Below are 15909 nucleotides of genomic sequence, written 5' to 3'. Positions count from 1 at the left end.
ATTGTAGCGTTTGCCTAGAGCGCTGTAACAACTTAAGCCTCGATGAGGCGGGATTGCCAGTGCTCCAGGCGCGCCGGGGTCAGAGTCGGAACTCGTGACCCAGGTAAACTTCCTTGACCAGATCGTTGGCCAGGATGGTCTCGGCATCGCCCTCGGCGATCAGTCGACCATCGTTGACGATGTACGCGGTTTCGCAGATGTCCAGGGTCTCGCGGACGTTGTGGTCGGTGATCAGTACACCGATGCCCTTGGCCTTGAGGTGGTGGATGATCTGCTTGATGTCGCCTACGGAAATCGGGTCGACACCGGCGAAAGGTTCGTCCAGCAGGATGAACTTCGGCGCGGTCGCCAGGGCCCGGGCGATTTCCACGCGGCGACGCTCGCCGCCGGACAGGCTCATGCCGAGGTTGTCGCGGATGTGGCTGATGTGGAATTCCTGCAGCAGGCTTTCCAGCTCCTTGCGACGGCCATCGCGGTCCAGGTCCTTGCGGGTCTCGAGAATCGCCATGATGTTGTCGGCCACCGACAGCTTGCGGAAGATCGAGGCCTCCTGGGGCAGGTAACCGATACCGGCGCGGGCGCGACCGTGCATCGGCTGGTGGCTGACATCGAGGTTGTCGATGAGCACGCGGCCCTGGTCGGCCTGGACCAGGCCTACGATCATGTAGAAGCACGTGGTCTTGCCGGCGCCGTTGGGGCCGAGCAGACCGACGATCTGGCCGCTGTCGATCGACAGGCTGACGTCGCGTACGACTTGCCGCCCCTTGTAGCTCTTGGCCAGGTGCTGGGCTTTGAGGGTTGCCATTTACTCGGCCTTCTTCTTCGGCTGGATCACCATGTCGATACGCTGACGCGGTGCAGTCACGTTGCCACCTCGGCCCGCGGTCGCAACCTGGGTCTTGGTGTTGTAGACGATCTTCTCGCCTTCGGTGGTGTTGCCTTCGTTCTCGACCTTGGCGCGGTCGGTGAGGATCACCATGTCTTTCTGCGCCTGGTACTGAATGGTCACGGCCCAGCCTTTCATCTTGTCGGGCTTGGCGGCGCTCTGCTGCTGCTCGAAGTAGGCCAGGTTGCCAACCGAAGTCACCACGTCGATGTCGCCCGACTGGGCGCGAGTGATGGTCACGGTGTTGCCTTTGATCATCATCGAACCTTGGGTGATGATCACATCGCCGGTGTAGGTCGCCACGCCTTGCTTGTCGTCCAGGTGAGCGTTGTCGGCCTGGATGCGGATCGGCTGGTCACGGTCGTTCGGCAGGGCGAAGGCGCTCGCGCTTCCCAGTGCTGCGCTCAGGCTGAGCAAAAGGGGGAGGGTTTTAACGAGCCTCATACTGTCCTCTTACGTTAGAGAGCAGGTCCATCCTGCCTTCTTTCAAATACGCTTTCATTCCTTTGCCCGTAGTTGTGCCACCGGCGCCGTCGATTCTAACGGCTTGCTCGGTCTGCGCATATTGCTTCTGCGGGAACACGGTCATGCGTGAGCTGGTAATGATGGTTTCGCGCTGCTTCTCGTCGGTACGGGCAACGCGAACCTGGTCGATCAGTTCGACCTCGGTGCCATCCGGGTTGACCTCGGCGCGCGCGCTCTGCACGTGCCAGGGGAACTCGGTGCCGCGGTACAGGTGCAGGTCAGGCTTGGTCACCAGGGTGACTTCGCTGGCGGTCAGGTGCTCGACCTTGTCGGCTGTCATTTCGTACTGCAGCTTGCCGTCGGGCAGAAACTGCAGGCTATGGGCATTGATCGCATAGTAGTCGATCGCGCTCTCGTCCACCTGGGCCGCAGGCTTGTCGAGGAAACTCTCCGGGCTGACGTTCCAGTAGCCGATTGCCACCAGCAGGGCGGCAATGACCGCGAGCAGCGCGATGGTGCGGGCTTTCTTGCTGAACATGGGCGGCTCTACAGGTAATTTGCGTTGGCAGCGTCCAGGGTGCCCTGGGCCTGCATGATCAGTTCACAGAACTCGCGGGCGGCGCCTTCGCCGCCGCGTGCCTGGGTCACGCCATGGGCGTGCTGGCGAACGAAGGGTGCGGCGCTGGCCACCGCCATGCCCAGGCCCACCCGGCGAATCACGGGGAGGTCGGGCAGGTCGTCGCCCAGGTAGGCGACCTGTTCATAGCTTAGGCCCAGTTCGGCGAGCAGGCCGTCGAGCACCACCAGTTTGTCTTCCCGGCCTTGGTACAGGTGCGGGATGCCCAGGTTCCTGGCCCGACGCTCGACCACTGGCGTCTTGCGTCCGCTGATGATGGCCGTGGTCACGCCCGTGGCCATGAGCATCTTGATGCCCTGGCCATCGAGGGTGTTGAAGGTCTTGAACTCACTGCCGTCTTCGAGGAAGTACAGGCGGCCGTCGGTGAGGACGCCGTCGACGTCGAAGACGGCCAGCTTGATGGCCTTGCCGCGTTGCATGAGGTCTTGGTTCATGTCCATGCTCTCCTTACATGACCCCGGCGCGCAGCAGGTCGTGCATGTTCAGGGCGCCGGTCGGGCGGTCGTTCTGGTCGACTACCACCAGTGCACTGATCTTGTGGTCTTCCATGATTTTCAGGGCTTCGGCGGCCAGCATTTCGGCGCGAGCGGTCTTGCCATGCACGGTCATCACCTGGTCGATCAGGGTGGTGTGCACGTCGATGTTGCGATCCAGGCTGCGGCGCAGGTCGCCGTCGGTGAAGATCCCGGCCAGCTTGCCATCCGGCTCGAGGATCACGGTCATGCCCAGGCCTTTGCGCGACATTTCCAGCAGCGCGTCCTTGAGCAGGGTGCCACGCTGGACCTTCGGCAGGTCATCGCCCGAGTGCATCACGTTCTCGACTTTCAGCAGCAGGCGACGGCCCAAGGCGCCACCGGGGTGCGAGAAGGCGAAATCCTCGGCGGTGAAACCGCGGGCTTCGAGCAGCGCGATGGCCAAGGCATCGCCCAGCACCAGTGCGGCGGTGGTCGAGGATGTGGGCGCCAGGTTCAGCGGGCAGGCTTCCTGGGCGACGCTGGCGTCGAGGTTGACCTCGGCGGCCTGCGCCAGGGGCGAGTCCGGGTTACCGGTGAGGCTGATCATCTGGATGCCCAGGCGCTTGATCAACGGCAGCAGGGTAATGATTTCGGCGGTGCTGCCGGAGTTGGACAGGGCGAGAATGACATCGTCGCGGGTGATCATGCCCATGTCGCCATGGCTGGCTTCGGCAGGGTGCACGAAAAATGCCGGCGTGCCGGTGCTGGCCAAGGTGGCGGCGATCTTGTTGCCGATGTGCCCCGACTTGCCCATGCCGACCACGACGACCCGGCCCTTGCTCGCCAGGATCAGTTCGCAAGCCTTGACGAAATTGGCGTCGATGCGGGCCATCAGGCTCTGGACGGCTTCGAGTTCAAGGCGCAGGGTGCGCTGGGCGGATTGGATCAGCTCGCTGGATTGGCTCATGTTCGGAAAGCAATGCCTGATGAAAAGGCGGCGATTATAGCCGCAATGGAAGAAACCCTCATCCTTTCCATCGTCCTATCGAATGTCATGAAAGTCTGTCCCTGGGCTGAACGAGTCAAGGCATGGCCTTGGGGCAGCCCTGTCAGCGGTGATATAGTTTCCCGCTATTCGGCCCGCCAGGGGCGCTTGTGCCTTCAAGAAGGGGGCCGGCGTCCATTAGGACGAGGTTGCACTAGCAAGGAGTCTAGATGAGTGTGGATAGCGCCTACGCGGTCGAGTTGAAGGGCGTCACCTTCAAGCGCGGTTCGCGCAGCATTTTCAGCAATGTCGACATACGCATTCCGCGCGGCAAGGTCACCGGCATCATGGGGCCATCGGGTTGCGGCAAGACCACATTGCTGCGCCTGATGGGCGCGCAGTTGCGTCCTTCCAGTGGAGAAGTCTGGGTGGCCGGGCAGAACCTGCCTACGCTGTCCCGAAGCGACCTGTTCGATGCGCGCAAGCAAATGGGGGTGCTGTTCCAGAGCGGCGCCTTGTTCACCGACCTCGACGTGTTCGAGAATGTCGCATTCCCGCTGCGTGTGCATACCCAGCTGTCCGACGAAATGATTCGTGACATCGTGTTGATGAAGCTTCAGGCCGTCGGCCTGCGCGGCGCCATCGACCTGATGCCGGACGAACTGTCGGGTGGCATGAAGCGCCGCGTGGCGCTGGCCCGCGCGATTGCGCTGGATCCGCAGATCCTGATGTACGACGAGCCCTTCGTCGGCCAGGACCCAATCGCCATGGGCGTATTGGTGCGGCTGATCCGCCTGCTCAACGATGCGCTGGGTATCACCAGCATCGTCGTTTCCCACGATCTGGCCGAAACCGCCAGCATCGCTGACTACATCTATGTGGTCGGTGATGGGCAGGTACTGGGGCAGGGCACTCCGGACGAACTGATGGGCTCCGACAATCCACGCATCCGCCAGTTCATGAAGGGTGACCCGGACGGTCCGGTGCCATTCCACTTTCCCGCGCCTGACTACCGCGCCGATCTGCTGGGGGCGCGTTGATGCGCAGAAAATCCTTACTCGAACGTATCCGTCTGTTCGGTCGCTCGGCGATCGACGTGCTGGCGGTGCTGGGGCGTTCCTGCCTGTTCCTGTTCCACGCACTGGTAGGGCGTGGGGGTATCGGTGGCGGCTTCCAGCTGCTGACCAAGCAGTTGTATTCGGTCGGCGTGCTGTCGCTGGCGATCATCGTCGTTTCCGGTGTGTTCATCGGCATGGTGCTGGCGCTGCAGGGCTACAGCATCCTGACCAAGTACGGTTCCGAGCAGGCGGTGGGGCAGATGGTCGCGCTGACCTTGCTGCGTGAGCTCGGCCCGGTGGTGACTGCGCTGCTGTTCGCCGGTCGCGCAGGCTCGGCGCTGACCGCCGAAATCGGCAACATGAAGTCCACCGAGCAACTGTCGAGCCTGGAAATGATCGGTGTCGACCCGCTCAAGTACATCGTCGCGCCGCGCCTGTGGGCCGGCTTCATCTCGTTGCCGATGCTGGCGTTGATCTTCAGCGTGGTCGGTATCTGGGGTGGGTCCTGGGTCGCCGTCGACTGGCTGGGTGTCTACGAGGGCTCGTTCTGGGCCAACATGCAGAACAGTGTTTCCTTTACCGACGACGTGCTCAACGGGCTGATCAAGAGCCTGGTGTTCGCCTTCGTCGTCACCTGGATCGCCGTATTCCAGGGGTACGACTGTGAGCCCACCTCAGAAGGGATCAGCCGTGCCACCACCAAGACCGTGGTCTATGCCTCGCTGGCTGTCCTGGGTCTGGACTTTATTCTGACCGCCTTGATGTTTGGAGATTTCTGATGCAAAACCGCACCCTGGAAATCGGTGTCGGCCTGTTCCTTCTGGCCGGGATCCTGGCGCTGCTGCTGCTGGCCCTGCGTGTCAGCGGGTTGTCGGCCAGCCCGAGCAGCGATACCTATAAAGTTTATGCCTACTTCGACAATATCGCCGGTTTGACTGTCAGAGCTAAGGTGACCATGGCCGGGGTAACCATCGGCAAGGTCACCGCCATCGACCTGGACCGTGATTCCTACACCGGTCGGGTGACGCTGCAGCTGGACAAGAATGTCGACAACCTGCCTGTCGACTCCACTGCGTCGATCCTGACCGCTGGTCTGCTTGGCGAGAAGTACATCGGCATCAGCGTGGGCGGTGAGGAAGACGTGCTCAAGGATGGCGCCACCATCCATGACACCCAGTCCGCACTGGTGCTCGAAGATCTGATTGGCAAGTTCCTGCTCAACTCCGTTGGCAAGGAACCGAAAGAAGCGCAACCGGCTAATTAAGGAGTTTCCATGATTTCGATTCTGCGACGTGGCCTGCTGGTCCTGCTGGCGGCCTTCCCCCTGCTGACCTTCGCTGCGCAGTCGCCGCGTGACGTGATTCAAGGCACTACCACCGAGCTATTGAGCGACCTCAAGGCCAACAAAGAACAGTACAAGACCAACCCGAATGCCTTCTACGATGCGCTCAACCGCATCCTGGGCCCGGTGGTGGACGCTGACGGCATCTCCAAAAGCATCATGACCGTCAAGTATTCGCGCAAGGCCACGCCGGAGCAAATGCAGCGCTTCCAGGAGAACTTCAAGCGCAGCCTGATGCAGTTCTATGGCAATGCACTGCTTGAGTACAACAACCAAGGCATCACCGTCGACCCGGCCAAGCCTGATGATGGCAAGCGCGCCAGCGTCGGCATGAAGGTCACCGGCAACAACGGTGCCGTGTACCCCGTGCAGTACACCCTGGAGAACCTTGGCGGCGAGTGGAAAGTACGTAACGTCATCGTCAACGGCATCAACATCGGCAAGCTGTTCCGCGACCAGTTCGCCGACGCCATGCAGCGCAACGGCAACGACCTGGACAAGACCATCAATGGCTGGGCCGGTGAAGTGGCCAAGGCCAAGGAGGCCGCCGACAACTCTCCTGACAAGGAAGTGAAATGAGCGAGACCGGCGTGAGCATGGCGGAGCCTGGCGTTCTGCGCCTGGCTGGGGTGCTGGATTACCGCAGCGGCCCGGCTTTGCGCAAGCAGGGCCAGGCGCTGATCGCGGCATGTCGCGAAACGCACGTGGTGTTGGATTGCACGGCGGTCAGCAAGTCTTCCAGTGTCGGTCTGTCGCTGCTGCTGGGCTTCATGCGCGATGCCCAGGCCGGCGGCAAACGCTGGGAAGTGCGCGGCATGCCCGACGACATGCGCGAAATTGCCGGCGTCTACGATCTGGATGAGGTGCTGGCGAGCTGAACGCTCGTCGGTGAAGGTGGGCCCCTCGGTCAGCACATGCCCTTTATGGGCTTCGCAGGCGAGGGGCTTTTTTGTATGATGGCCGACCCGCGCGCATCGGGCGCCGATTGAGGTTGAGCATGCAGGCCGTAGAAGTTAAAAGCTTCCTTGAAGAGAAATTGCCGGGATCCCGGGTCGAAGTTGAAGGCGAAGGCTGCAACTTCCAGTTGAACGTGATCAGCGATGAGTTGGCTGGCCTGAGCCCGGTCAAGCGTCAGCAGGCGATCTATGCTCACCTGAATCCCTGGATCGCCAATGGCAGCATCCATGCGGTAACCATGAAATTTTTCAGCAGCGCAGCCTGGGCTGAGCGCACCTGAGCCAACTTGGCGGCGAGATTCCAATGGACAAACTGATTATTACTGGCGGCGCTCGTCTCGACGGCGAGATCCGCATTTCGGGCGCGAAGAACGCGGCCCTGCCGATTCTGTCGGCCACCCTGCTGGCCGATGGCCCGGTGACCGTGGGCAACCTGCCACACCTGCACGACATCACCACCATGATCGAGCTGTTCGGTCGCATGGGCATCGAGCCTGTGATCGACGAAAAGCTGTCGGTCGAGATCGATCCACGCACCATCAAGACCCTGGTAGCGCCCTACGAGCTGGTCAAGACCATGCGGGCGTCGATCCTCGTGCTTGGCCCGATGGTCGCCCGCTTCGGTGAGGCCGAAGTCGCCCTGCCGGGCGGTTGCGCCATCGGTTCGCGTCCGGTGGACCTGCACATCCGTGGCCTGGAGGCCATGGGCGCGAAAATCGAAGTCGAAGGCGGCTATATCAAGGCCAAGGCGCCAGAAGGCGGCCTGCGTGGCGCACACTTCTTCTTCGATACCGTCAGCGTGACCGGTACCGAAAACATCATGATGGCCGCTGCCCTGGCCAAGGGCCGCAGCGTGCTGCAGAACGCCGCGCGTGAGCCTGAGGTGGTCGACCTGGCCAACTTCATCAATGCCATGGGCGGCAAGATCCAGGGCGCCGGTACCGATACCATCACCATCGATGGCGTCGAGCGCCTGGGTTCGGCCAACTACCGCGTCATGCCCGACCGTATCGAAACCGGTACCTACCTGGTCGCTGCTGCCGTGACCGGTGGTCGCGTCAAGGTCAAGGACACCGATCCGACCATCCTTGAAGCGGTGCTGGAAAAGCTCAAGGAAGCCGGCGCCGACATCACCACCGGTGAAGACTGGATCGAGCTGGACATGCACGGCAAGCGGCCGAAAGCCGTGAACCTGCGTACCGCGCCGTACCCAGCGTTCCCGACCGACATGCAGGCGCAGTTCATCTCGCTCAATGCCATTGCCGAGGGCACCGGCGCCGTGATCGAGACGATCTTCGAGAACCGCTTCATGCACGTGTACGAAATGCACCGCATGGGCGCGCAGATCCAGGTCGAAGGCAACACCGCCATCGTCACCGGCGTACCTGTACTCAAGGGCGCCCCGGTCATGGCCACCGACCTGCGTGCATCGGCCAGCCTGGTGCTGTCGGCGCTGGTCGCCGAAGGCGATACCCTGATCGACCGCATCTACCACATCGACCGTGGTTACGAGTGCATCGAAGAAAAACTGCAGATGCTCGGCGCGAAAATCCGCCGCGTACCGGGCTAGTCGCCCGCTGGCGCAGGGACGCGCCATTCGAATTGAATGCGGTCGGGCGAAACACGCCCGGCCGGCAGTAGCCGCTTAAGGACCGACGTTCCAATGCTGACCATCGCGCTTTCCAAAGGCCGTATTCTCGACGATACCCTGCCGTTGCTGGCCGAGGCCGGTATCGTGCCGACCGAGAATCCGGACAAGAGCCGCAAGCTGATCATTCCCACCACGCAGGACGATGTGCGCCTGCTGATCGTGCGTGCCACCGACGTGCCGACCTATGTCGAGCATGGCGCCGCCGACCTGGGCGTGGCCGGCAAGGACGTGCTGATGGAGTACGGCGGCCAGGGCCTGTACGAGCCGCTGGACCTGCAGATTGCCCGCTGCAAGCTGATGACCGCGGGTGTCGTCGGTGCGCCGGAGCCCAAGGGGCGCCTGCGTGTGGCCACCAAGTTCGTCAACGTAGCCAAGCGTTACTACGCCGAACAGGGCCGTCAGGTCGACATCATCAAGCTGTACGGCTCCATGGAGCTGGCACCGCTGATCAACCTGGCCGACAAGATCATCGACGTGGTCGACACCGGTAACACCCTGCGCGCCAACGGCCTGGAGCCTCAGGAACTGATCGCCACGATCAGCTCGCGCCTGGTCGTCAACAAAGCCTCCATGAAGATGCAGCACGCCCGCATCCAGAGCTTGATCGACACCCTGCGCCAAGCCGTCGAATCGCGACACCGCGGCTGACTTCTGCGCGCGACCTCCGCTGTCGCGCCCGTCTATCCGCGTCATAGCCATTTTTCTCGGGTGCCCGCGCGGATGGACTGGTAGCCTAGGGCGCCTGAGCATTCGCTAACAATCGAGGCCCTCGCCATGACCGTGTCCACTGCAATTGCCCGTCTCAACGCTGCTGATCCGGATTTCGCCCGACATCTGGATCATCTGCTGAGCTGGGAAAGCGTGTCCGATGATGCGGTCAACCAGCGTGTGCTCGACATCATCAAGGCCGTGCGCGAACGCGGCGATGCGGCGCTGGTGGAGTTCACCCAGCGCTTCGATGGTGTGGATGCCAAGCGCATCGACGACCTGATTCTCGGCCGTGAACGCCTCGAACTGGCGTTGACCCGCATTACTCCCGCCCAGCGCGAAGCCCTGGAGAAGGCCGCCAGCCGCGTGCGCCTTTACCATGAGCGGCAGAAACAGGACTCCTGGCAGTACACGGAGGCCGATGGCACGGTGCTTGGCCAGAAAGTGACCCCGCTGGACCGCGCCGGCCTGTATGTACCCGGAGGCAAGGCGTCCTATCCATCCTCGGTGCTGATGAACGCCATCCCGGCCAAGGTCGCAGGCGTGGGCGAGGTGGTGATGGTGGTACCGACCCCGCGTGGCGAGGTCAATGAGCTGGTCCTGGCAGCCGCGTGCATCGCGGGTGTCGACCGGGTCTTCACCGTCGGGGGGGCCCAGGCGGTCGCGGCCCTGGCCTATGGCACCGAAAGCGTGCCGCAGGTGGACAAGATCGTCGGTCCGGGCAACATCTACGTGGCCACCGCCAAGCGTCATGTGTTCGGCCAGGTGGGCATCGACATGATCGCCGGCCCGTCGGAGATTCTCGTGGTGTGCGACGGCCAGACCGACCCGGACTGGATCGCCATGGACCTGTTCTCCCAGGCCGAGCACGACGAAGACGCCCAGGCCATCCTGGTCAGCCCGGATGCCGCCTTCCTCGATCGTGTTGCCGCTAGCATCGACAAGCTGATGCCGACCATGGAGCGCGCCGAGATCATCGAGAAGTCGATCAATGGCCGCGGTGCCTTGGTCCAGGTGCGCGACATGCAGCAGGCCATCGAAGTGGCCAACCGCATCGCCCCAGAGCACCTGGAACTGTCGGTCGCCGACCCCCAGGCATGGCTGCCACAGATCCGCCACGCTGGCGCGATCTTCATGGGTCGTCACACCAGCGAAGCGCTGGGCGATTACTGCGCCGGCCCCAACCACGTGTTGCCCACCTCCGGCACCGCCCGCTTTTCCTCGCCGCTGGGCGTTTATGACTTCCAGAAGCGTTCGTCGATCATCTTCTGCTCCGAGCAGGGCGCATCCGAGCTGGGGCGAACCGCCTCGGTCCTGGCCCGTGGCGAGTCGCTGACCGCCCACGCCCGCAGCGCTGAATACCGTATCCTGACCCAAGACAAGGGGAACTGAGCATGAGTCGATTCTGGAGCCCCTTCGTCAAGGACCTGGTGCCTTACGTCCCGGGCGAGCAGCCTAAGCTGGCCAGACTGGTCAAGCTGAACACCAACGAGAACCCCTACGGTCCGTCGCCCAAGGCACTGGAAGCCATGCGCGGTGAACTCAGCGACAACTTGCGTCTGTACCCGGATCCGAACAGTGACCGGCTCAAGCAGGCGGTCGCCGATTACTACGCCGTGACGCCGCAGCAGGTGTTCGTCGGCAACGGCTCGGACGAGGTGCTGGCGCACATTTTCCACGGCCTGTTCCAGCACGGCGCGCCGTTGCTGTTCCCGGATGTCAGCTACAGCTTCTACCCCGTGTACTGCGGCCTGTACGGCATCGCGTTCGAACAGGTGCCGCTGGATGAGCAGTTCCAGATTCGCGTCGCGGACTATGCCAAGCCCAATGCCGGCATCATCTTCCCCAACCCCAATGCGCCGACCGGCTGCCTGATGCCGCTTGAGCAGGTCGAGCAACTGCTGCAGGCCAACCGTGATTCGGTGGTCGTGGTCGATGAGGCCTACATCGATTTCGGTGGCGAAACCGCGATCAAGCTGGTGGACCGCTACGACAACCTGCTGGTGACCCAGACCCTGTCGAAGTCGCGCTCGTTGGCCGGTTTGCGCGTGGGCCTGGCTGTGGGGCACCCGGACCTGATCGAGGCCTTGGAGCGGATCAAGAACAGTTTCAACTCCTATCCCCTCGACCGCATGGCCATCGTTGGCGCGGCTGCGGCCTTCGAGGACCGGGCTTACTTCGAGGAAACCTGCCGCAAGGTGATCGACAGCCGCCAGGCACTGGTCGAACAACTTACGGCCAAGGGCTTCGAAGTGCTGCCGTCGGCCGCCAACTTCATCTTCGCCCGCCACCCGCAGCAGGATGCGGCGCAGTTGGCGGCGCGGCTGCGTGAGCAGGGCGTGATCGTGCGTCATTTCAAGCAGGCGCGCATTGCCCAGTTCCTGCGCATCACCATCGGCACGCCGGAAATGAACCAGGCGTTGCTCGATGCGCTGAATTGAGCCGGTAGTCCACTCGCCGGCAAGCCAGCTCCCGCAGGCACTGTGCTGATCTCCAAGGTCGGTACGGTTTCTGTGGGAGCCGGCTTGCCGGCGTTTGCTTTCAAGGGGCAATGGTCGGCTTGTTGCGCACAGCCACCGGTATTCCATCCAGCACCAGGACGTAGTCGTTGGCCTGGCGCATGCCTTGCGGGTCGATCCATTGCTGAACGCTCGCCTGTACGTGAGCGGCCAATTGGCCATTGCGGTAGATGACAACCATCTGCTGTGATGAACTGTTCCACAGCAGCTTGGACTCACTTTCCCTTACCCTTGCCTTGCGCACTCCCGTGTCGCCCAGCAACGGCGTGCCATCGAGTTTCCAGTCGGGTAGCACGTCGAGCCCCATGTGCCGCAGCACCGTGGGCACCACCGACGTTTGAGCGGCAAAGCTGTACAGATTGTTCGGCCCGGGGTGGTCTTGCGCAGTGCTGGGCTCGGTCAGTTCTTCGTTCAGCGGTTTGTTGCTGGCGATGAACACGGTCTTTTCCTGCTCGCTCACGCCGCCGTGACCCGTGCCCCAATAGTCCCGGCCATGGTCGGTGCTGACGACCACCAGCCAATCTTCCAGCGGATGCTTGTGGCGTCGCTCGTCCAGTTTGTCCAGCAGGCGGCCCAGACGGTTGTCCGCATTCTGCAGGGCCTGCTGGTAGCGGGCGCCGAAGCCGTGGTCGTGACCGACCTGGTCAGGCTCATCCAGCTGGATGAAAGTGAAATCCGCCGGAGTGCTGTCGAGGATTGCCAGGGTACGCTCGATAACTTGCTCGTCGGTCAACCCGCTTTCGCGCACATCGTTGCCCTGGGCATCTTCCAGCAGGAACGCGGTGTTGATGGGCGACCAGTTCACAATGCTGGAAAGGTAGGCGTGGGGCAGGGCCTGTCTGAGCCGTCGGAACAGGCTTGGGTAGGCCGGGTCGAGCCTCAGTGACGGCTCGTTGGACACCACGCCGTGCTTGCTCGCCCAGACGCCGGTCAGCAGTGTCATCCACCCTGGGCCGCTGAGGGTTGCCTGCTCGCTCGCACGGCCAGTGATGCCTCCGCTATACGCCTTGCCGTAGTGCAGACGCCGCTTGAGGTTGGTGTCTTCTCCCAGTTGCTCGTAACGCTGCAACTGGACACCGTCCAGGCCAACGATCAGCGTCTTGGGTTGAGCGGCCTTTGGCGACAGGTCGCAGCCGGCCAAAAGCAGGCACAGAAGCAGGGGCCATCGGTGAAACGGCATCGGTACATGTCCTCCAGCGCAACGCGCCAAGCGTTGCAACAACGCGGGCTGACCACAACTGGCAAAAATGCCAGGTGGTTTGCTGTTGCTGGCGCCTTGCTTTAAGCTTTCGAAAATTCATCGGATGATTGGTTGAGTAACATGAGCAGTGAATTGTCCAAGCGCTCGCTGGTCGAGCTGGCGGTCGAGCGCATGCGTGAGCGGATCCTCCAGGGTGACTGGCAGGTCGGCCAGCGCTTGCCGACCGAGCCCGAGCTCGCCCTGGAGCTGGGCATCAGCCGCAACACCGTGCGTGAAGCCATGCGCGTCCTGGCATTCAGTGGCCTGGTGGAAATCCGCCAGGGCGATGGCAGCTACCTGCGCACGGCCCAGGACCCATTGCAGGCCGTGCTGGCCATGTCGCGCTGCACGCCTGAACAAGCCCGCGAAACGCGGCACATCCTGGAGACCGAAGCCATCGGCCTGGCAGCCTTGCGCCGTACCGAAGCGGATGTGCAGGGGCTGCGTGAGGCATTGGAAGACAGCGGTAAGCACTTTCACGGCGACATCGATGCCTATGTGAACTGCGACCTGGTGTTTCACCAGCGGCTGGTGGATGCCGCGCACAACCCGTCGCTGAGCGAGCTGTATCGCTATTTCTCCGGTGTGGTGGCGGCTGCGCTGCAACGCAACATGAGCACGGTGCCGCGCTCCCAGGTGACCTTCGATCTGCACGGAGAGATTCTCCAGGCCGTCGAGCAGCGTGATCCTGAGCGGGCCAAGCGCCTGAGCCGAACCCTCATTGAATCCTGATATCGAGAAGGCCATGGCCGAACCAATGACCCGAAATACTTCCGACGGCGAGCGGGAGTTCGATGAACTGCTGATCGACGCTGAAGCCAACGACGCGCAAGTACAACAGCAACCGGTGGCGCTGGCGCGCCCGTGGCTGCTGTTGCTCGGGCTGGTACTGGTGGCGCTGAACCTGCGTCCCGCGTTGTCGAGCATGGCGCCTGTGCTGGGGCAGGTCTCTGCAGGCCTGGGCTTGACGGGCTCCGAGGCCGGGCTGCTGACCACGTTGCCAGTCCTCTGTCTTGGCCTGTTCGCACCCCTGGCACCGATTCTGGCGCGTCGTTTTGGTGGCGAGCGCGTGATTCTCGGTATCCTGTTCACCCTGGCCCTGGGCATTCTGGTGCGCAGCACCCTGGGGGTTGCGGGTGTCTTCCTGGGCAGCCTGATGGCCGGTGCGAGCATCGGCATCATTGGTGTTCTGCTACCGGGCATCGTCAAGCGAGACTTCCCGCGGCATGCCGGCACGCTGACCGGTGTCTATACCATGGCGCTATGCCTCGGTGCTGCGATGGCGGCGGGTGCCACGGTACCTTTGGCCACGCGCTTCGACGGTAGCTGGGCAATGGGGCTCGGGTTCTGGTTGGTGCCGGCATTGTTGGCGATGCTGGTGTGGTTGCCCCAGGCGCGCCAAGGACATGGCCTGCACAAGGTCGCCTATCGCGTGCGTGGGCTGTGGCGTGATCCGCTGGCCTGGCAGGTCACGCTGTACATGGGGTTGCAGTCGTCGTTGGCGTATATCGTCTTCGGCTGGTTGCCGTCGATTCTGATCGGGCGCGGCTTGAGCCCGACAGAGGCGGGGTTGGTGTTGTCCGGTTCGGTGATCCTGCAGCTGGTCAGTTCGCTCAGTGCACCTTGGCTGGCGACCAGGGGCAAAGACCAGCGCCTGGCGATCGTGATTGTCATGCTGCTCACCCTGGCCGGCTTGTTCGGTTGCCTGTATGCGCCGCTTTCCGGCCTCTGGGGGTGGGCGGTGGTGTTGGGGCTGGGCCAGGGCGGCACCTTCGCCCTGGCACTGACCTTGATCGTACTGCGCTCTGGGGATGCGCACGTAGCTGCCAACCTGTCCAGCATGGCCCAGGGGGTCGGCTACACGCTGGCCTCCATGGGGCCTTTCGCCGTGGGGGTGGTCCATGACTTGACGGGAGGCTGGGCGGCTGTGGGTTGGATCTTCGCCGTTCTGGGTATCGGTGCCCTCGTGTTCGGGCTTGGGGCGGGTCGGGCTGAGCATGTGCAGGTAACCTGCGAAAAAGTGTGAGGTGGGCGGCTGCACTGCGCCTGTGGCCGGCAAGTTGGCGCTGGCAGCGGTGGTTGCTGGCGATGGGTATTCATGGCGCAAATGGGCATGGCGTTGCAGGCGCTGGCGGATTATCGTGCAGCCTTCGCCCCCTCCAAGATGGACCTGAGCCCATGAGCGACGCCAACCGTGACCTGATCAACCGCTTCTACCAGGCCTTCCAGCGCCTGGACGCCGAGGCCATGGTGGCGTGCTACAGCGACGATATCGTCTTCAGCGACCCGGTGTTCGGCATGCTGCGTGGCGACGACGCAGGTGACATGTGGCGCATGCTCACCACCCGCGCCAAAGACTTTTCGCTGACCTTCGACCAGGTCCAGGCCAACCATGACAGCGGCTGCGCGCACTGGGTGGCTACCTACCTGTTCAGTCAGACCGGGCGCGTCGTGATCAACGATATCCAGGCCCGCTTCGTGATTCGTGATGGGCTGATCTGCCAGCATGACGACAGCTTCGACCTGTGGCGCTGGTCGCGTCAGGCGTTGGGTCTGCCAGGTGTGCTGCTGGGCTGGTCACCCATGCTACAGAACAAGGTACGTCAACAAGCGTTCAAAGGGCTGCGTGCGTTCCAGCAAGCGCGCTGAGCGGGTAAGCTGTCGGCTTTATCCTCAGTGCGAAGCCTCGTGAGCGAAGTCGTCGAAAACACCACCGGCAAACCCTGGTACGTCTACCTGGTACGCGCCGCCAATGGCTCTTTGTACTGCGGCATCAGTGATGACCCGCAGCGGCGGTTCATCGCGCATCAGAAGGGGCAGGGCGCCCGCTATTTCAAGACCAGCCCGGCCCAGGCGCTGGTCTACGTCGAACAGTGGCCGGACAAAGGCGAGGCGCTGCGCCAGGAGCGGCTGGTGAAGAAACTGCGCAAGTCGGCGAAGGAGGCGTTGGTAGCCTCCTATGGCGCCGGTATCGCCTGAGAAGTTGGGGCCCTTGACTGGCCCGGCC

General features: G+C 62.8%; 20 protein-coding genes. 14 read left to right on the top strand and 6 right to left on the bottom strand.

Annotated elements, in window-relative coordinates; all coding sequences use genetic code 11:
- Positions 1 to 79: 79 nt before the first annotated feature.
- Genes lptB through VXM67_RS21940 form a run of 5 tightly spaced genes read right to left on the bottom strand, consistent with a single transcriptional unit; the run spans position 80 to position 3410 of the window.
- Positions 80 to 805, bottom strand: a complete 726-nt coding sequence (lptB, locus tag VXM67_RS21960) for an LPS export ABC transporter ATP-binding protein (protein ID WP_003257916.1) — start codon at positions 803 to 805, stop codon at positions 80 to 82.
- A complete protein-coding gene (lptA, locus tag VXM67_RS21955) occupies positions 806 to 1330 on the bottom strand; it encodes a lipopolysaccharide transport periplasmic protein LptA (RefSeq protein ID WP_023382145.1) in 525 nt (174 codons plus the stop codon).
- Positions 1317 to 1889, bottom strand: a complete 573-nt coding sequence (gene lptC / locus VXM67_RS21950; RefSeq protein ID WP_023382144.1) for an LPS export ABC transporter periplasmic protein LptC — start codon at positions 1887 to 1889, stop codon at positions 1317 to 1319. Before lptC ends, lptA begins: the two co-directional genes overlap by 14 nt.
- A gap of 8 nt (positions 1890 to 1897) precedes the next feature.
- Positions 1898 to 2422: an HAD family hydrolase gene (locus VXM67_RS21945; RefSeq protein ID WP_023382143.1), complete on the bottom strand. Its 525-nt coding sequence runs from the start codon at positions 2420 to 2422 to the stop codon at positions 1898 to 1900.
- A 13-nt stretch (positions 2423 to 2435) separates the two neighbouring features.
- Complete coding sequence (locus tag VXM67_RS21940) at positions 2436 to 3410, bottom strand: KpsF/GutQ family sugar-phosphate isomerase (protein ID WP_023382142.1); 975 nt, start codon at positions 3408 to 3410, stop codon at positions 2436 to 2438.
- Positions 3411 to 3658: 248 nt separating this feature from the next.
- On the opposite strand from VXM67_RS21940, the gene VXM67_RS21935 reads away from it, so the two are divergent.
- The 10 genes from VXM67_RS21935 to hisC all read left to right on the top strand — a co-directional run bounded on the left by VXM67_RS21935 (position 3659) and on the right by hisC (position 11584).
- Positions 3659 to 4468 (top strand): ATP-binding cassette domain-containing protein, encoded by an 810-nt coding sequence (locus VXM67_RS21935; protein WP_012270662.1) that lies wholly within the window; start codon positions 3659 to 3661, stop codon positions 4466 to 4468.
- Positions 4468 to 5265: a lipid asymmetry maintenance ABC transporter permease subunit MlaE gene (mlaE, locus tag VXM67_RS21930; RefSeq protein WP_023382141.1), complete on the top strand. Its 798-nt coding sequence runs from the start codon at positions 4468 to 4470 to the stop codon at positions 5263 to 5265. Before VXM67_RS21935 ends, mlaE begins: the two co-directional genes overlap by 1 nt.
- Positions 5265 to 5750, top strand: a complete 486-nt coding sequence (gene mlaD, locus VXM67_RS21925) for an outer membrane lipid asymmetry maintenance protein MlaD (protein ID WP_023382140.1) — start codon at positions 5265 to 5267, stop codon at positions 5748 to 5750. Before mlaE ends, mlaD begins: the two co-directional genes overlap by 1 nt.
- 9 nt (positions 5751 to 5759) lie before the next feature.
- A complete protein-coding gene (locus VXM67_RS21920; RefSeq protein WP_367237369.1) occupies positions 5760 to 6407 on the top strand; it encodes a phospholipid-binding protein MlaC in 648 nt (215 codons plus the stop codon).
- Positions 6404 to 6706, top strand: a complete 303-nt coding sequence (locus tag VXM67_RS21915) for an STAS domain-containing protein (RefSeq protein ID WP_023382138.1) — start codon at positions 6404 to 6406, stop codon at positions 6704 to 6706. Before VXM67_RS21920 ends, VXM67_RS21915 begins: the two co-directional genes overlap by 4 nt.
- A 119-nt stretch (positions 6707 to 6825) precedes the next feature.
- Positions 6826 to 7065: a BolA family protein gene (locus VXM67_RS21910; protein WP_003255121.1), complete on the top strand. Its 240-nt coding sequence runs from the start codon at positions 6826 to 6828 to the stop codon at positions 7063 to 7065.
- Between the two features lie 23 nt (positions 7066 to 7088).
- Positions 7089 to 8354 (top strand): UDP-N-acetylglucosamine 1-carboxyvinyltransferase, encoded by a 1266-nt coding sequence (gene murA / locus VXM67_RS21905; RefSeq protein ID WP_023382135.1) that lies wholly within the window; start codon positions 7089 to 7091, stop codon positions 8352 to 8354.
- 93 nt (positions 8355 to 8447) lie between these two features.
- A complete protein-coding gene (hisG, locus tag VXM67_RS21900) occupies positions 8448 to 9083 on the top strand; it encodes an ATP phosphoribosyltransferase (protein ID WP_023382134.1) in 636 nt (211 codons plus the stop codon).
- A 126-nt stretch (positions 9084 to 9209) separates the two neighbouring features.
- Positions 9210 to 10535 (top strand): histidinol dehydrogenase, encoded by a 1326-nt coding sequence (gene hisD, locus VXM67_RS21895; protein ID WP_023382133.1) that lies wholly within the window; start codon positions 9210 to 9212, stop codon positions 10533 to 10535.
- 2 nt (positions 10536 to 10537) lie between these two features.
- Complete coding sequence (hisC, locus tag VXM67_RS21890; protein WP_023382132.1) at positions 10538 to 11584, top strand: histidinol-phosphate transaminase; 1047 nt, start codon at positions 10538 to 10540, stop codon at positions 11582 to 11584.
- A gap of 100 nt (positions 11585 to 11684) precedes the next feature.
- On the opposite strand, the gene VXM67_RS21885 is transcribed toward hisC, so the two are convergent.
- The gene (locus tag VXM67_RS21885; RefSeq protein WP_367237368.1) at positions 11685 to 12842 is read right to left on the bottom strand and encodes an alkaline phosphatase family protein; all 1158 of its coding nucleotides are present in this window, start codon (positions 12840 to 12842) and stop codon (positions 11685 to 11687) included.
- A gap of 141 nt (positions 12843 to 12983) precedes the next feature.
- Between VXM67_RS21885 and VXM67_RS21880 the strand changes: the two genes are divergently transcribed.
- The 4 genes from VXM67_RS21880 (at position 12984) to VXM67_RS21865 (ending at position 15881) form a co-directional block, all read left to right on the top strand.
- A complete protein-coding gene (locus VXM67_RS21880) occupies positions 12984 to 13634 on the top strand; it encodes a FadR/GntR family transcriptional regulator (protein ID WP_023382130.1) in 651 nt (216 codons plus the stop codon).
- A gap of 13 nt (positions 13635 to 13647) precedes the next feature.
- Positions 13648 to 14928: an MFS transporter gene (locus VXM67_RS21875; protein ID WP_023382129.1), complete on the top strand. Its 1281-nt coding sequence runs from the start codon at positions 13648 to 13650 to the stop codon at positions 14926 to 14928.
- Positions 14929 to 15080: 152 nt separating this feature from the next.
- Complete coding sequence (locus tag VXM67_RS21870) at positions 15081 to 15551, top strand: nuclear transport factor 2 family protein (RefSeq protein ID WP_023382128.1); 471 nt, start codon at positions 15081 to 15083, stop codon at positions 15549 to 15551.
- Between the two features lie 39 nt (positions 15552 to 15590).
- Positions 15591 to 15881: a GIY-YIG nuclease family protein gene (locus tag VXM67_RS21865; RefSeq protein ID WP_023382127.1), complete on the top strand. Its 291-nt coding sequence runs from the start codon at positions 15591 to 15593 to the stop codon at positions 15879 to 15881.
- Positions 15882 to 15909 lie beyond the last annotated feature (28 nt).

Source organism: Pseudomonas sp. Rh2 (assembly GCF_040762985.1).
Classification (GTDB): Bacteria; Pseudomonadota; Gammaproteobacteria; order Pseudomonadales; family Pseudomonadaceae; genus Aquipseudomonas; species Aquipseudomonas taiwanensis.
This window is presented reverse-complemented; position numbering and strand designations above follow the sequence as displayed.

Coding starts and splice junctions, on each gene's coding strand:
- lptB (WP_003257916.1), bottom strand. CDS start 805: ATGGCAACCCTCAAAGCCCAGCACCTGGCCAAGAGCTACAAGGGGCGG.
- lptA (WP_023382145.1), bottom strand. CDS start 1,330: ATGAGGCTCGTTAAAACCCTCCCCCTTTTGCTCAGCCTGAGCGCAGCA.
- lptC (WP_023382144.1), bottom strand. CDS start 1,889: ATGTTCAGCAAGAAAGCCCGCACCATCGCGCTGCTCGCGGTCATTGCC.
- VXM67_RS21945 (WP_023382143.1), bottom strand. CDS start 2,422: ATGAACCAAGACCTCATGCAACGCGGCAAGGCCATCAAGCTGGCCGTC.
- VXM67_RS21940 (WP_023382142.1), bottom strand. CDS start 3,410: ATGAGCCAATCCAGCGAGCTGATCCAATCCGCCCAGCGCACCCTGCGC.
- VXM67_RS21935 (WP_012270662.1), top strand. CDS start 3,659: ATGAGTGTGGATAGCGCCTACGCGGTCGAGTTGAAGGGCGTCACCTTC.
- mlaE (WP_023382141.1), top strand. CDS start 4,468: ATGCGCAGAAAATCCTTACTCGAACGTATCCGTCTGTTCGGTCGCTCG.
- mlaD (WP_023382140.1), top strand. CDS start 5,265: ATGCAAAACCGCACCCTGGAAATCGGTGTCGGCCTGTTCCTTCTGGCC.
- VXM67_RS21920 (WP_367237369.1), top strand. CDS start 5,760: ATGATTTCGATTCTGCGACGTGGCCTGCTGGTCCTGCTGGCGGCCTTC.
- VXM67_RS21915 (WP_023382138.1), top strand. CDS start 6,404: ATGAGCGAGACCGGCGTGAGCATGGCGGAGCCTGGCGTTCTGCGCCTG.
- VXM67_RS21910 (WP_003255121.1), top strand. CDS start 6,826: ATGCAGGCCGTAGAAGTTAAAAGCTTCCTTGAAGAGAAATTGCCGGGA.
- murA (WP_023382135.1), top strand. CDS start 7,089: ATGGACAAACTGATTATTACTGGCGGCGCTCGTCTCGACGGCGAGATC.
- hisG (WP_023382134.1), top strand. CDS start 8,448: ATGCTGACCATCGCGCTTTCCAAAGGCCGTATTCTCGACGATACCCTG.
- hisD (WP_023382133.1), top strand. CDS start 9,210: ATGACCGTGTCCACTGCAATTGCCCGTCTCAACGCTGCTGATCCGGAT.
- hisC (WP_023382132.1), top strand. CDS start 10,538: ATGAGTCGATTCTGGAGCCCCTTCGTCAAGGACCTGGTGCCTTACGTC.
- VXM67_RS21885 (WP_367237368.1), bottom strand. CDS start 12,842: ATGCCGTTTCACCGATGGCCCCTGCTTCTGTGCCTGCTTTTGGCCGGC.
- VXM67_RS21880 (WP_023382130.1), top strand. CDS start 12,984: ATGAGCAGTGAATTGTCCAAGCGCTCGCTGGTCGAGCTGGCGGTCGAG.
- VXM67_RS21875 (WP_023382129.1), top strand. CDS start 13,648: ATGGCCGAACCAATGACCCGAAATACTTCCGACGGCGAGCGGGAGTTC.
- VXM67_RS21870 (WP_023382128.1), top strand. CDS start 15,081: ATGAGCGACGCCAACCGTGACCTGATCAACCGCTTCTACCAGGCCTTC.